Annotated in this window: 14 protein-coding genes and 1 pseudogene; 7 read left to right on the top strand and 8 right to left on the bottom strand. The window is 69.6% G+C overall.

Features of this window, described 5'->3' with window-relative positions; genetic code table 11:
• Positions 1-82 precede the first annotated feature (82 nt).
• Positions 83-841 (bottom strand): hypothetical protein, encoded by a 759-nt coding sequence (locus tag ACWCSV_RS19900; protein WP_451143930.1) that lies wholly within the window; start codon positions 839-841, stop codon positions 83-85.
• Positions 842-1,470: 629 nt separating this feature from the next.
• Here ACWCSV_RS19900 and ACWCSV_RS19895 point away from each other — a divergent pair.
• The 3 genes from ACWCSV_RS19895 to ACWCSV_RS19885 all read left to right on the top strand — a co-directional run bounded on the left by ACWCSV_RS19895 (position 1,471) and on the right by ACWCSV_RS19885 (position 2,413).
• A complete protein-coding gene (locus ACWCSV_RS19895; protein WP_451143928.1) occupies positions 1,471-1,866 on the top strand; it encodes a hypothetical protein in 396 nt (131 codons plus the stop codon).
• Positions 1,867-1,985: 119 nt separating this feature from the next.
• Positions 1,986-2,174, top strand: coding sequence for a hypothetical protein (locus ACWCSV_RS19890; RefSeq protein ID WP_451143926.1), 189 nt, complete (start codon positions 1,986-1,988; stop codon positions 2,172-2,174).
• 50 nt (positions 2,175-2,224) lie between these two features.
• Positions 2,225-2,413 (top strand): hypothetical protein, encoded by a 189-nt coding sequence (locus ACWCSV_RS19885; protein WP_451143924.1) that lies wholly within the window; start codon positions 2,225-2,227, stop codon positions 2,411-2,413.
• Positions 2,414-2,745: 332 nt separating this feature from the next.
• Here ACWCSV_RS19885 and ACWCSV_RS19880 read toward each other — a convergent pair.
• Both ACWCSV_RS19880 and ACWCSV_RS19875 read right to left on the bottom strand, forming a co-directional pair.
• Positions 2,746-2,928 (bottom strand): annotated as a pseudogene (locus tag ACWCSV_RS19880) (GNAT family N-acetyltransferase); the annotation flags it as partial.
• Between the two features lie 287 nt (positions 2,929-3,215).
• Complete coding sequence (locus ACWCSV_RS19875; protein WP_451143922.1) at positions 3,216-3,890, bottom strand: hypothetical protein; 675 nt, start codon at positions 3,888-3,890, stop codon at positions 3,216-3,218.
• Between the two features lie 244 nt (positions 3,891-4,134).
• Here ACWCSV_RS19875 and ACWCSV_RS19870 point away from each other — a divergent pair, with 244 nt between their 5' ends.
• The 3 genes from ACWCSV_RS19870 (at position 4,135) to ACWCSV_RS19860 (ending at position 8,611) form a co-directional block, all read left to right on the top strand.
• Complete coding sequence (locus tag ACWCSV_RS19870; RefSeq protein WP_451143920.1) at positions 4,135-5,349, top strand: HupE/UreJ family protein; 1,215 nt, start codon at positions 4,135-4,137, stop codon at positions 5,347-5,349.
• Between the two features lie 127 nt (positions 5,350-5,476).
• Entirely contained in the window at positions 5,477-7,453 is a 1,977-nt protein-coding gene (locus tag ACWCSV_RS19865; RefSeq protein WP_451143918.1) for a fibronectin type III domain-containing protein, read from the top strand.
• 78 nt (positions 7,454-7,531) lie between these two features.
• Entirely contained in the window at positions 7,532-8,611 is a 1,080-nt protein-coding gene (locus ACWCSV_RS19860; protein WP_451143916.1) for a WxL protein peptidoglycan domain-containing protein, read from the top strand.
• A gap of 13 nt (positions 8,612-8,624) precedes the next feature.
• Here ACWCSV_RS19860 and ACWCSV_RS19855 read toward each other — a convergent pair whose 3' ends face one another.
• The gene (locus tag ACWCSV_RS19855; protein ID WP_451143914.1) at positions 8,625-9,320 is read right to left on the bottom strand and encodes a hypothetical protein; all 696 of its coding nucleotides are present in this window, start codon (positions 9,318-9,320) and stop codon (positions 8,625-8,627) included.
• A gap of 116 nt (positions 9,321-9,436) precedes the next feature.
• Between ACWCSV_RS19855 and ACWCSV_RS19850 the strand changes: the two genes are divergently transcribed.
• Positions 9,437-10,087, top strand: coding sequence for a TetR/AcrR family transcriptional regulator (locus ACWCSV_RS19850; protein WP_451143912.1), 651 nt, complete (start codon positions 9,437-9,439; stop codon positions 10,085-10,087).
• A gap of 133 nt (positions 10,088-10,220) precedes the next feature.
• On the opposite strand, the gene ACWCSV_RS19845 is transcribed toward ACWCSV_RS19850, so the two are convergent.
• The 4 genes from ACWCSV_RS19845 to ACWCSV_RS19830 form a co-directional block, all read right to left on the bottom strand.
• On the bottom strand, positions 10,221-10,721 hold the full coding sequence (locus ACWCSV_RS19845; RefSeq protein WP_451143910.1) for a hypothetical protein: 501 nt from the start codon (positions 10,719-10,721) through the stop codon (positions 10,221-10,223).
• Positions 10,722-10,826: 105 nt separating this feature from the next.
• On the bottom strand, positions 10,827-11,222 hold the full coding sequence (locus ACWCSV_RS19840) for an ACT domain-containing protein (RefSeq protein ID WP_451143908.1): 396 nt from the start codon (positions 11,220-11,222) through the stop codon (positions 10,827-10,829).
• Positions 11,223-11,350: 128 nt separating this feature from the next.
• On the bottom strand, positions 11,351-11,698 hold the full coding sequence (locus tag ACWCSV_RS19835) for a DUF805 domain-containing protein (RefSeq protein WP_451143906.1): 348 nt from the start codon (positions 11,696-11,698) through the stop codon (positions 11,351-11,353).
• A gap of 228 nt (positions 11,699-11,926) precedes the next feature.
• Positions 11,927-13,453: a fatty acyl-CoA synthetase gene (locus ACWCSV_RS19830; protein ID WP_451143904.1), complete on the bottom strand. Its 1,527-nt coding sequence runs from the start codon at positions 13,451-13,453 to the stop codon at positions 11,927-11,929.
• Positions 13,454-13,563 lie beyond the last annotated feature (110 nt).

Raw genomic sequence — 13,563 nt, 5'->3', positions numbered from 1 at the left:
TCACGGAATTTGAGCCAGAGCCCGAGTTCCGGAAGCACCTCGGTACTTGCACTTGGCCGCCTCGCACGCGATCGGGCTGGATTCAGGGGGCTGCCCAGGTGCCGAGCGCATGGGCCAGCCGGTCGCTCTGCTCCCGAGTGATGCCCTGAGCTATGCGTATTCCGCACCGAGGGCTTCCGGGATCGTCGCAGTAGAGGATGCCGATGAACGATTCCTTGCTGCTGCCGGAGAGCGGCGACACGGACGGCAGTGACCATCCGGCAGGCTCCCAGTATGGATGGTCCAGAAGCAGGGATTCGGTCACTCGGTGGGTTTCTGCCACTGGTACTCCCGCCCACACGAGGGCACTGCGGAGGACATCGGGTGCGTCGGTGGGGAGATCGCGGTCACCCAGGGCAGGCAGGAGGAGGAGCAGGCGAGCGTTCGGGTCGTGGACTCCTGCGGCAGTTCGATCGGGCGTACTGGCAATGTGGATCAGCTCGCGCCACGACAGGCCGGGGCCGGCTTGGTGTCCGTCAAGCGTGGCCAGGTGTCCCAGACGGCTCCAAGAGGGATGCGTCACCAGGTACTCGGTCCCCGCGTCGTCGGCGAGATTACGCGCCAGCACGACGGCGGTGTGACCTTCGCCGAACGGAATCCGGAAGACCGGCCATCGCTCCGCGTCGGCCAGGGCCTCATACGCCGCATCGGCGTCAGCCTCGTCCGCACCGAACCATGCTGGGGCAGGCTCGCCCTCCTCCGTTTCACATAGCCACATCAGGTAGGCGGCCCAGAACCCCGTGAGGGATAGCAGCTCTTCCCCGGCAACGAGCGGGGCGTCCTCATATCCGTCGATCAGCACCACCCCAGGTTGCCAGCTACCTCCGAGAGCCCTACACCAGGCCCCCTGCACCCCTACAGATGCTGCTGCTTCTGACGAACATTTGGTCCGCCACGGGGCAGCCTGCACTCTCCAATGCGAGCGATAAACGCTCTCCGAAGAGACCTTCGTAGTCAACCCTGCGAACCATAGGGGTCACAGCACTAGCCGCCACAGCGTCCGTGTGCCGGCCGGGGAGTGGCCGTGGGAGTCCACCGGCGGGACATCATCAGGGCCCTCTCCCCGCCACTTCGGCCCCCTCTCCCGGCCCCGTAGCTCCGCAGGTCAGGGAAGCCACGGTTACGTCCCCCTACCGCCGCGACCTGAGGGAGGGGGCCTCCACGCTGTTCACGCCGGACCTCCAGAACTCCGCGCGACTCACGTCGAGATCGCCAAGGGGATCCGGTGAGCAACGTCCCGAGGTACCGACAGTCCCTGTCCGAGAGCATGGCCACGCTGAGAAGGGTCCTCCAGATCGCCAACACCTACTGCGCCGCCCACGGATGGTGGGTCAGCGGCCGTCCTTACCAGAGCGGGACGAGCGACCGGTAAGCGCACTGCCTCTTGGCATATCGTCCACAACACGGCTGACGGAGCGGCACACTGATCCGATGGCATATGACCTCTCGAAGGGTGTATCTGCGCCCGAGTTCGAAACGCAGAGCTTCAAGGGCTACGTCGCGACCGTGACGCTCTACGCGGGCCACGCTGAGATCAAGCGCAAGCTCATGGGGAAGATGACCGGCGCCAAGGACTGCGTCATCCACTTCAGCGACGTCATCAAGGTGCAGTCCAAGGAGCCGACCCGGCTGGTGAACGGATACGTACAGCTCGCCACCGAAGATGATCGGGGGCAGCTCCGGCTGGCGGCCGCCGAGGCGCAGAAGGCCATCGCGAACAACTCCCACACCGTCCTCTTCACGTGGAACCAGCGGAAGACCTACTCCGCCTGTCTGGCAGCGGTTACGGCTGGGGTCCAAGGTCGGAGCGGCAACCCGTTCGGATGACACGCGGAGTATCCGGCTTGCTGAGACCCTCAGCGGGCGTAACGGCGGGCCGCCCCCGAGAGAATGACGGGACCAACCTCACTGGGGTTGGTCCCGTCGGCGGAACTTCAGGGCTGCCAGTGTCCGCCACTTCTGAGCTGACGGGCGTCAGCATCGTGACGGTCTACTCGTGGGTCCGTCGTGGTCACCTGAAAGTCGAGGGCCTCGATCACCGAGGCCAGAAGCTCTTCCGGCACATGGACGTGGCGAGGACCGAGAGGGCCACCCTGGCACGCCAGCCCCGGTGGGGCTTCCGGATCGTCGCCTGATGACGGGAGAATGCGGTTCCGGTCCCGTCGTAAGAGCCCAGGAGCACATGATGAGTTCCGCTGGTCCCACCCTTTGCCTCTGCGGTTGCGACACCGAGATCGGCGATGGCAGCACGTTCGCGACCGGACACGACAGCACGTACATGTGGCGGGTCCTGAAAGAGGACTTCGGTGGCGACAAGGGCATCAGCGAACGCTTCCTCAACTGGTACCTGAAGAACCGCCCTCGGAGCTCATGACGCGGGATCCTCCGCCTGCTGATGGGGCAGTGCTCCATCGGCCCGGGGCTCTGCCGGGGGACGGCCGGCTTGAGCTCTCCGTCCAACTCGAGAAGCCTCACGGCGGAGAACTTCCGGAGCGGTGCGGCTTGCAGCTGAGCCTTGAGGACCGGCTCGTCAACCTTCTCCAGCAGCCGAATCGCCTGGCTGACATCCTCTCGACCTTCATGTCCTGGCGGAGAGACCGGGTCGGCGACTCCATGTGCTTCAGCGCCGTGTCCGCCCTGCGGTGGAACAGCCGATGCCCGTCATCAGGAGCCCTGAAACGGCCGTGAGGAACTGTCAGATCTGTGGACCAGACTGAAGACACGTCGGTAGCCGGCCGCGAGCAGGAGCACCGTGGCGTCCGGCTCGGAGATCATGGCGTTCGCACCGATCACTGCAGTCCGCGCCGTGCCATGTTTTTCGACGAGTCGGGGGATCCGCTCTTCGGCCCAGCGCAGCATGGCTGATCCGTGCCTTCCCGACCGGCGGTGCAACGTCGGCCTGCTCGATGACCAGAAGTCGATCACTCGGGAAAGTACGCCCTTCGTGTCCGTCCCGAGGCCGATCCACAGGTCACGAGCGTTGCTCGTGCGAACGGCCGGTAGCAGGCCGAGATCTGTGCTCGATGCACTGGCAGCCAGGGAAGAAGTGCGGCAGTACGGACCTCCTGGAGCGCTCCAAGGTCTCCGAGCCGAAGTGCTCGGTGGACGGCCGCGAGAAGCCCGCGAAGGGTGGGCCCGGCTGGTGCCACATGCACTGCGGGGCGGCGGGCGTTCGCTCAGAACCTGTCGAGCCACACCACGATGCCGGTGTGCCCCGAGAGCACCGCCGCCGTTCCCGCGCGGACGGCCGCCGCGCACCGGGCGGCGGTGAAGGAAGTGGCGTCGTACTCCGAGGACATGCCGAGGCCCTCGCCCCGGAAGGACGCGCCCGTCCAGTCGACCGCCGTCACGTTGTGGGTGGGTTCGGCGAGTTCGGCGCCCACGACCAGGAACTCCTGATCGAGGTGGCTCGGGGTGACCGTGGCGAGCGGGTCGACGAGGCTGTTGCCCGCGCTGATGACGAGGTCGGGGTGGAGGTCCATCGCCCTGAGGACGGCGGGGAGGAGGTCGGCGGTGCCGGCCGCGGTCACGGTCCGCAGGTCGACGTCCTCGTCCTTCGCCCACTTCTTCACGGCGGCCACCAGGGTCTTGGTGGGGCGGTCGTGGCCCGCGGTGAGCAGGACGACCCGGGCGCCGTCCGACGGGCGCACCCCGGACCACGAGCCGGGATCGGGCGTGACGGTGGATTCCGGGGCGGGCGACTCGTCCGGGCCGATGAATCCCGCGCCGAGCGCGCCGACCGCGGAGGGGCGCGGGTGCGGCTGCGACCAGTCGGCTTCCGAGGCGCATCCGGCGAGCAGGGCGAGGGCGGCCGCGGTGGTGACAGCGGCGGCCTGGAGCGGGCGGTGCAAGACGATCGTCCTCCGGTAGGGGCCTCCCCCGGCGACGCGACGGAGACACGACGGCGTGCCCGCGCGGCCCCGCGAGTGCGGGGCAGGCCGGTTCGGGGCGGCTTTCCCACATCCTGCGCCGCCGGCGCACCCGATCTCCATAAAACCGACCGTCGTCGAACGTTTGTTTTCTCATGCTTCGCCGACCAGCCGCTTTCGGTTCATGCACGGCCTGCACGGTGCACGGGCAACCTCAAGGAGCCCCATGCCTCACCGTGTACGCCGCCCGCTGCTCGCTCTCGCCGCGGCGGTTCTCTTCCTGCTCTGCCTGGCCCGGCCCGCAGCCGCCCACGGCTTCTCGTCGACCGTGTACGCGCATGTCACCGCCGACGGCGACGGACCGCTGCGCACCGACCTGAAACTGGAGTACGACCTGCTCGTCGTCTCGGCCGCCGACACCGGTCACGACGACCCCCTCTTCCGGGCGGGCACCGACGCGTTCGAGGCGGGAGACCCCGTAGCCGAGGCCGCCGCACTGGAAGCCCACCGCAAAACCGTGCTCGGCTACGTCGCCCGGCACCTCTCCGTCAGCGCCGGAGGGAAGGCCTGTACGCCCACGCCGGACGGGGCGTTCCGGATGGGCACCGAGGAGGGCGTGCCGTACGCCCTGCTGGATCTCGACTGGAGCTGCGCCGGACACGGCGCGGGCGGCGACCACGTGGTGCGCGGCACGCTCTTCCCCGACTCCGAGGGGTACGTCAAGGGCACCAAGACGATCGTCACCTACGACGTCGGCGGCCGTTCCGGGAGCGCCGCGCTCGACGACGGGCACCCGTCCTTCTCCATCGGCCAGTCCTGGACGCAGCGCTTCTGGGAGTTCTTCCGGCTCGGCGCCGAGCACCTGCTGACCGGTACCGACCACATCCTGTTCCTGCTGGCGCTCATCGCCGGGTCCCGGCGTCCGCGCGAAGTCGTCCTGGCCGCCACCAGTTTCACGCTGGCGCACTCGGTGACGTTCCTGCTGGCCGCACTGGGGCTGGTCGACGTGCCGGCCGGTCTGGTGGAGCCCGTCATCGCGCTCTCCATCGCGGTGGTCGCCGGGTGGCACCTGTGGCGGATCAGGGGGCGCGGCACCCATGCGGCGGAGCTCCGGGCGCCCGCCGGGGGCAGGTTCGCCTTGGACCGGGCGGGGTGGACCCGTCTCGGTGTCGTGTTCTGTTTCGGCCTGGTGCACGGCCTGGGGTTCGCGGGCGCGCTCGGTATCGAAGCCGCCTGGTCGTGGACCCTGCTGTGGTCGCTGCTGGTGTTCAACGTCGGCATCGAGGCAGTGCAACTCGGCATCATCGCCGTGGTGTTCCCGCTGCTCCTGCTGCTCGTGCGCCGCTCGCCGCGGGCCGCCGTGTGGACCACCGGCGCGCTCTCCGCGTGCGTGGCGGCCATGGGGCTCATCTGGTTCGTCCAGCGTGTGGCCGGTGGGTGAAAACCGCACGTCAGTGGCGATGTTCAACCCTCGCCAAGATCGCATTCAGATCTCGTTCATCTCGCACGGACAACTTGTCGATCGCCCTTGCATACGCACCGTATGCACACAGAAGAAACGACACTTCATGAGATCGAACGCTTCCCACCAGGCCCGGGGGCCCGTGCGGACCCGTGTGGCCACCGGCGCCACCGCTGCCTTCCTCGGCCTGACCGTGGCCCTCGCGGGCGGGGTGGGCTCGCCCGCCTCCGCGGCCGGCGCCTCCACCCTCACCGGCATCGTGCTGGGTGTCGGCGCCAACGAGACCCAGCGCACGGTCAGCTGGTACTCCTCCGGCGATACCGCCCAGAAGGTGCAGCTCGCCCCCACGGCGCAGCTCACCGGTGGCGAGTTCCCCGACGGTGCGGTCACCTTCGACGCGCTGGGCGCGGCGAACATCGCCACCAGCGGCGGCTACAACCGCCACGCCACCATCACCGGCCTGAAGGAGAACACCACTTACTCCTACCGGGTCGGCAGCGAGGGCAACTGGTCGACGGCGTACTCCTTCAGGACGCAGGACTTCGAGGGCGCGTACGACTTCCTCTTCCTCGGCGACCCGCAGATCGGCTCCTCCGGCGACCTGGCGCAGGACCAGGCCGGATGGGCGGACACGCTGGACGTGGCCACCAAGGCCAACCCGAACGCCGAACTCCTCGTCTCCGGCGGCGACCAGATCGAGAGCGCCAACAACGAGGACCAGTGGAAGTCCTTCCTCGCCCCCGACCAGCTGCGCCAGGTCCCGTACGCCGCCACCATCGGCAACCACGACGTCGGCGGCAAGGCGTACGAGCAGCACTTCTCGACGCCCAACACGGACAACTCGGCTTCGAAGTACGCCAACGGCAACCCGGCGTCCAACACCTCGGGCGGTGACTACTGGTACGTCTACAAGGACGTGCTGTTCATCGACCTGAACAGCAACAGCTACGCCACCTCGCAGGGGGGCGGCGGCGACGAGGCGCACACCAAGTACGTCACCGACGTCATCAACCAGCACGGCTCCGAGGCCAAGTGGAAGGTGCTCGTCTACCACCACTCGATCTACTCGCCGGCCTCGCACGCCAAGGACGGGGACAACAAGGCGCGTCGGGTCGACTTCCCGACCACCTTCTCCAAGCTCGGCGTCGACCTGGTCCTCCAGGGCCACGACCACAGCTACTCCCGCAGCTACCTCATCAAGAACGGCCAGAAGGCCGATCCGGAGGAGCAGCCGGGTGCGGCCGACGTCTACCCGGGTCCCGGCGGCGTCCTGTATGTCACCGCCAACTCCGCCTCGGGGTCGAAGTACTACGACATCACGGCGCCCGACAACAGCGGCACCAGCGGCGCGGGCAACGGCGCCGACCCGCTGAACCCGGACAACTACTGGTACAACTCGGTGCAGAACCAGGAGCACGTCCGCAGCTACGTCAAGGTCCAGGTGCGGGACGAGAAGCTCGTGGTGGAGAACATCCGCAGCAGCACCTGCGCCGCTCCCAACTCCGAGGTCTCGCACGGCGACTGGTGCAACAACACCGACGCCGCGCAGCCGGTCGGCTCGGTCGTCGACAAGGTGAGTGTCCACCCGTACAACGGTGACGGCCAGTCGCTCCAGGTCAACGTGCCCAACGCGGCTCCGGGCGAGTTCGGCTGGACCATCGACGGCTACAACGGCCTGGTGGACCTGGGTACGGCCAAGGAGGAGAACGGTGACCACTTCACCGCCTCCGGCAGGATCAACCCGATCCTCGTGTCGGACACCCGCCGTTCGCTCTCGCCGTGGTCCGTCTCGGCCAACGTGAGCGCGTTCAAGGACGCCGACAAGACGTTCGCCGGCTCCTACCTCGGCTGGACGCCGTACGTGCTCGACCAGGGCGCGGGCGCCCAGGCCGGCTCGCCGGTCGCCTCCGGGTACGACGACCGGGGTGACGGTCTGGCCGTCTCCCGCGGTCTCGGCTCCGCGGAGCAGGGTCACGCGCGTGGCACCTCCAAGCTGGGCGCCGACCTGGATCTCAAGATCCCGGACAGCGTGCAGAAGGGCGGCTACCGCGCGACCCTCACGATCACCGCGCTGAGCAGCTGACCGATCCCGCTCCACCGGTGGGGCAGGCTCCGGTCCGCCGGATCCTGCCCCACCTCCTCATCCGAGAGAGACCCCGAGATGCACGCAGTGGCACCATCCCGCCGTACCCTCCCCGCCGGCCTCGTCCGTGCCGGCGCCCTCGTCCTGTTCACGGTGCTGGCTCTGGCGGGTGTCTGCACCGCTCCGGCCCGGGCGGCCGGCGACGGCGACGTCACCTGGACGGTCCGGACGGCCGCCAACGACTTCGGGGCCGACCGGTCGAGCTTCGGCTACAGCGTGAACCCGGGCGGGAAGACGAAGGACGCGATGGTCGTCGCCAACCACGGCACCACCGCGCTGACGCTCGCGGTGTACACCGCCGACGGCTTCACCACCGGAAAAGGGCAGCTGGACCTGCTGACCCGGGACAAGAAGTCCCGCTCGGTCGGCGCCTGGGTGCGGGCCGCGCACGAGACCGTCACGGTGGCTCCGGGCAGGAGCGCCGAGGTCCCGTTCACGGTCGCGGTCCCGGCCGGCGCCACCCCGGGCGACTACGTGGGCGGCATCCTCACCTCGCTGAAGCAGCCCGACGGGGCTGAGGGCATCGCGGTCGACCGGCGTCTGGGCATCCGTATCAAGCTGCGGGTCAGCGGGGCTCTGCGGCCGGCCCTCGCCGTCGAGGACGTGCACGTGTCGTACGACGGCTCCGCCGGGTTCGCCCAGGGCGACGCGACGGTGACCTACAGCCTCCACAACACGGGCAACGCGGTACTCTCCGGGACCCAGAAAGTCGCCGTCACGGGTCCGTTCGGCATGTTCAGCACTGACGCCGGCTCCGTCGCCGCGCCGCCGGAGCTGCTGCCGGGCGAGCGCTGGAAGGTGACGGTCCCGGTCCACGGTGTCACTCCGGCGTACCGGATCGCCGCCACCGTCACCGTCACCCCGGTCCTCACCGACGCGGCCGGCTCGAAGACCGCCCTCAAGCCGGTCCGGGCCACGGCCCATGGCCTCGCGGTCCCGTGGACGCTGACCCTGCTCGTGGTCCTGGTCGTGGCCGGAATCGTCGCGGCGGTGGTCCTGACCCGGCGCGGGCGGGCCCGGCGCAAGCGACTGGAGGACGAGCGGGTGCGCGAGGCGGTGGACCGCGCCCTGCACGAGAAGGCCGGACATCGGGCCTGACCGGCCCGGCGTGTCAGGCGCGCGCGGCCGCGGCGGCGACGATCCAGTTCCGGAACTCGACGGCGTAGTGCCGCAGGTGGTGGTCGAGGAGCTCGTCGGGGCACGTGACGGGGAAGTAGACCGTCAGGTTCGCGGTGAAGCCGTCGGCCGTGTCGCCGAACTGGATCAGCGCCCTCCCGACAACCGTGCCGTCGGCCAGGAAGAGGTTCGAGGACATCTTGCGCGGAAACTCCGACTCCGGGAGGAGCTCGTCCGCGTCCTTGGCCCAGGCCAGCGCGTCGGTGCCCCAGCCGCCCATGGAGAAGTCGGCGACGTGGGGCCCGATGTTCTCCACCACGCGCGCGCCGGCCTCGTCGGTGCCCATCACGTAGTGCTCGGGGTGCGCCGCGAGGAGCGCACGCTCGTCCCCCGCGAACGCCTTGTCCATCCAGGCCAGGAACGCGGCCGAGGTCAGTCCCTTCGCCGCGAGCACGGTGGTGCCCCCCTTGAAGGCGCCGCCGGAGGCGCGGGCGCACTCGCGCAGGGCGGCGTTGCCCTCCTCGATCTCCTCGGCCAGGAGGTCGAGGAGCCCCTGGCGGCCCAGCAGCGTGCGGAAGCGGTCCACGGCGCGGCGGGCGTAGAAGAGCTCGAAGTCGTCGATGCTCGCGGCGCCGGCGGGTCCGGCTTCGACCGTCACGGTGACGGGCCGGGGAGTCTGGTTGTCAGTCATGGCCTGGCCTCCGAAAAATGTGAATGTGAATTCGCGTTCGCATCATCAGAGTACGCCGGGAAGCGCGCCAGTTGTCAAAAGGTCCTGCTGAGAGCGGTGCCGATACCATGCGGGACATGACCGAAGAGCCGGAGCGCCCAGCGTCCTACCGGGAGCCCCAGCAGGCCCGTAGCGCCGCGACCCTGACCCGTGTGCTGCGGGCTGCCGAGGAGCTCGCCTCCGCCTCCGGCCTCGAGGAGATGACGATCGCCGGTGTCGCGCAACGCGCCGGCGTCGCCGTCGGGACGATCTACCGGCGCTTCGAGGACAAGGAGCAGCTGATCACCGCCCTGACCGAGCGGATGCTGGAACGCCGCGAGGAGTACGTGGCAGAGCGGCTGCGCGCGGCGGAACCCTCCCTCTCCGGTGTCATGAACGCCTACGCGCACGCCTTGCTGCAGTCGTTCGCCGACAACAGCAGCCTCTTCCCCGAGCTGCTGCGCAGGCGTGGCACCGGATCACTGGAGCGCGGGGCCCGCACCATCACCGAACTCCACCGCCTCCTGCTCGAAGCGGCAGACCCCTACACCGGTCAGATCCGCCGCGCTCGGCCCCGGCAGGCACTCGACACCGCGGCCCGCGCCGTCCTCGGCGCCTGCTTCCACAACTCCGTGCGCCCCGATGCCGCCACCGGCGAAGCGGCCACACGCCGGTACGCCGACGAACTCGGCGACATGGCGGTGGCCTACCTCCTCACTCCCGGCCGGCACCGCGACGCCGAGGCCTGAGCCCGACGCGCCGCCGCACGGCTCTCACGCCGTCCCGCGGCGGAACCCTCCGGAAAACACCGAAACGTCCCTGCGGCCCACGGAATCCTCCGTGGGCCGCAGGGACGTTTCAGCCCTGCTTCGGAAAATGCGGTCAGCCCTGCTGGAAGAGCTCTGCGGGCAGCGGCTTGAGCAGCGCGTAGAGGTCGTCGGTGATCGGGCGGTCCCAGCTGGCGATCGTGACGAGGACGCCGTCGCTGCGGTCGAACTGCACGCAGGCGATGCGGGTCTCGGAGAGCTTGACGCGGCGCACGATCAGCAGGTTGTCACCCTGCATCACGGGGACGTCCTCGGTGGAGGTGACCTCCACCGGCTCGTCGTTCTCCAGGGCGACGAGCAGCTGCGCGACCTCGAAGGGGACCTGGCCCTCCTCGGTCTCGCGGGCGGGTGAGCCCTCCGGGAGATTCCCGATGATCATGGCCGGACCGCGGCCACCGTAGAGGTCGTACCGGAGGAAGACGCCCTGGCAGGTGCCGTCGGGCGCGGGCAGCAGACCGGCTCCGAGGTTCCCGGGCCAGTCCCCCGGGTCCATGGCGAGGACATCGAAGTCCGGGCCGGCGGGAGTGGCGGCGCTGCGACGGCGGAGGAAGGACATGCGGCCATGTTACGTGGCCCGGCTCACGTCGCGGAGCCGGGCCCGGGCGGGCGCGGGCACCGCGACCGGGGCGCCGCCGGCCGGGCCCCGAAGGGCCCTGGACGGCTACTCGGCCGTGAGCGACTCCAGTACGGCGACGGCTTCGGCGGCCCGCTCATACGGGACGAAGAGGTGATCGTGGTGGTATCCGGCGATCACGTTGCAGCTGATGCCCGCGTCGGTCAGCGCCAGGGAGACGGCGGCGGTGAGCCCCACCGCGTCCAGGGCGGAGTGCACCCGCAGGGTGATCCAGCCGGCGACGAAGGCGTGGCTGAGACCGGCCTCCTTCGCCTCGTACTCGGAGAGGACGAGGGTCAGGCCCTCGCGCTCGGTGACCGTGACGACGGGCGAGACGCCCTCCGGCACGGCGTCCCCGCGCACACTGGTGAAGACGTACCGGCCTTCGTTCAGCTCGGGCCGCAGGGATCGCAGGAGGGTACGGAGGTCTCGCTCGCCGGTCATGGGGTCATGGTAGGTCGGTGGCCGCGGGGCTGCCGGTCCGCACGGGACACGGCCGGAGGCCGGGACGGCAGCGCATGCCGTCCCGGCCTCCGGGATGTGGGTGCCGCTCCGGCGTGCGGAGCGCGCGGTCAGGCCGCGTACTTCGGGTTCGGACCGTGCTCGTTCGCCTCGGCCTTGCCCTCGGACGCGAGGAAGACGAGCAGGATGATCCCGCCGACGAACGGGACGAAGGATATGAGGATCCACCAGCCCGAGCGGCCGGTGTCGTGCAGGCGGCGCACGGTGGCCGCCAGGCCCGGCAGGAGCACCGCGAGCGCGTAGATGTAGTACAGGAACTGCGAGCCGATGGCCGCGCCGATGGCGAACAGCACGATGGCGACGATGAAGTTGAAGAGCGCGAACATCCAGAACTCCTTGCGGCGCGCACGTCCGCTGAAGCCCACGTAGTTCTTGAGTACGTCCAGGTACCAGTTCACAACGATCCCTCCCCTGGCCCCCCGTGGAGGCCCCTACTTTTCAGCCGAGCAGGCCGAAAAGTAGGCGACGGGCGAGGTGCGGGTCAAGGCAGTTCGGGGCTCAGCCAAAAGGTACACACACCTGACGCCGGACCGTGGCCCGTTCGAGGCCTAACCGGCCCCGTACAAGCGATATTTGGTGTCAGATGACCTGTTCCCGAGCGAACCAGGCAGGCCCTACCGAAAGGCTCATTCCGCCCCATGCGCGTACCGCTCGCGGAGCTCCCGCTTGAGGATCTTGCCACTGGCGTTGCGCGGCAGGTCCTTCACGAAGACGATTCTCTTCGGGGCCTTGAAGGAAGCGAGCTTTTCGCGGACGTGGGCGATCAGTCCGGCGGCGGTCGCGTCGGAGGCGGCGGCCCCGTCGTGCAGCACGACCACGGCGGTGACGGCCTCGATCCAGCGTTCGTCGGGCAGTCCGACGACGGCGGTCTCGGCCACCTCGGGGTGGGTGTAGAGGGCGTCCTCCACCTGACGGGAGGCGATGAGGACTCCGCCGGAGTTGATGACGTCCTTCACCCGGTCGACGACGGTGAAGTAGCCGTCCGTGTCGCGCACCGCGAGGTCGCCGGAGTGGAACCAGCCGCCCCGGAACGCCTCTTCGGTCTCCTCGGGCCGCCCCCAGTAGCCCTGGCACAACTGTGGCGAGCGGTAGACGACTTCACCGGCCGTGCCGTCCGGGACCTCCGCATCGTCCTCGTCCACCACCCGCGCCTCGACGAAGAGGACGGGCCGGCCGCAGGAGTCCATCCGGCCCTCGTGCTCGTCGGGACCGAGGACGAGGGCGAGCGGCCCGATCTCGCTCTGGCCGAAGCAGTTGTGGAAGGCGAGGCCGGGCAGCCGGGCGCGCAGCCGCTCCAGTACGGGCACCGGCATGATCGACGCCCCGTAGAACGCCTTGCGCAGGGCACCTAGGTCGCGGGTGGCGAACTCCGGGTGGTTGGCGAGGGAGATCCACACGGTGGGCGGGGCGAAGAGGCTGTCGGCCCGGCCCGCCTCCACGAGGTCGAAGATCCGGCCCGGGTCGGGAGCGTCCAGGACGGTGTTCTCCGCTCCGACCGCGAGGTAGGGCAGCAGGAAGACGTGCATCTGCGCCGAGTGGTAGAGCGGCAGCGAGTGCACGGGCCGGTCGGCCGCTCCGAGGCCGAGTGCGGTGACGGCGCTGACGTACTCGTGCACGAGGGCCCCGTGCGTCATCATCGCGCCCTTCGGCAGGGCGGTGGTCCCCGAGGTGTAGAGCAGCTGCACGAGGTCGTCGGCGCCCACGGCGCGCTCGGGCGTGAACGGGCGGGGCACGGCGAGCGCTTCGAGCAGGGACCCCGGGGCGTCGCGCAGCGCTCGCACCTCGTGTCCGGCGGGTACGCGGTCCGCGAGGTCCGGGTCGGTGAGGACGAGGGAGCTGGCGCAGTCGCCGAGCAGGTGGCCCAGGTCGTCGCCCTTGAGGTTCTGGTTGACCGGTACGTGGACGAGACCGGCGCGGGCGCAGGCGAGGTAGGCGATCGGGTAGACGTCGGAGTTGTGCGCGTAGGTGGCGACCCGGTCGCCGTGCCGCAGTCCGTGCTCGCCGGTCAGGACCGCGGCGGCGGTACTGACGGCCGCGTCCAGTTCGGCGTAGGTCCATGACCGGTCCGCGTACCGGAGCGCGGTGCGACCGGGGGTGCGCCGGGCGCTGCGGGCCAGGACGCCGTCGACCGTACTGCTGCGAACACCTGTCATGGCCGGAATCCTGTGCGTGCGGGGGCCGCCGGTCAAGGGCGGCGCGGATACCGGGACAGGACTTTCGCGGACCTTTTGCTGACGACGCGTCAACTATGGCCTTGCGCAAC

The sequence above is a fragment of the Streptomyces sp. NPDC001770 genome (assembly GCF_053596135.1).
Note: the sequence above shows the minus strand (reverse complement) of the source record. Positions and strands in the feature narration are given on the sequence as shown.

What these genes read in the sequence shown, in the direction of transcription:
- ACWCSV_RS19860 (WP_451143916.1), top strand. Translation starts at nt 7,532, where the DNA reads ATGCACGCAGTGGCACCATCCCGCCGTACCCTCCCCGCCGGCCTCGTC.
- ACWCSV_RS19855 (WP_451143914.1), bottom strand. Translation starts at nt 9,320, where the DNA reads ATGACTGACAACCAGACTCCCCGGCCCGTCACCGTGACGGTCGAAGCC.
- ACWCSV_RS19830 (WP_451143904.1), bottom strand. Translation starts at nt 13,453, where the DNA reads ATGACAGGTGTTCGCAGCAGTACGGTCGACGGCGTCCTGGCCCGCAGC.
- ACWCSV_RS19895 (WP_451143928.1), top strand. Translation starts at nt 1,471, where the DNA reads ATGGCATATGACCTCTCGAAGGGTGTATCTGCGCCCGAGTTCGAAACG.
- ACWCSV_RS19885 (WP_451143924.1), top strand. Translation starts at nt 2,225, where the DNA reads ATGAGTTCCGCTGGTCCCACCCTTTGCCTCTGCGGTTGCGACACCGAG.
- ACWCSV_RS19850 (WP_451143912.1), top strand. Translation starts at nt 9,437, where the DNA reads ATGACCGAAGAGCCGGAGCGCCCAGCGTCCTACCGGGAGCCCCAGCAG.
- ACWCSV_RS19845 (WP_451143910.1), bottom strand. Translation starts at nt 10,721, where the DNA reads ATGTCCTTCCTCCGCCGTCGCAGCGCCGCCACTCCCGCCGGCCCGGAC.
- ACWCSV_RS19840 (WP_451143908.1), bottom strand. Translation starts at nt 11,222, where the DNA reads ATGACCGGCGAGCGAGACCTCCGTACCCTCCTGCGATCCCTGCGGCCC.
- ACWCSV_RS19865 (WP_451143918.1), top strand. Translation starts at nt 5,477, where the DNA reads ATGAGATCGAACGCTTCCCACCAGGCCCGGGGGCCCGTGCGGACCCGT.
- ACWCSV_RS19870 (WP_451143920.1), top strand. Translation starts at nt 4,135, where the DNA reads ATGCCTCACCGTGTACGCCGCCCGCTGCTCGCTCTCGCCGCGGCGGTT.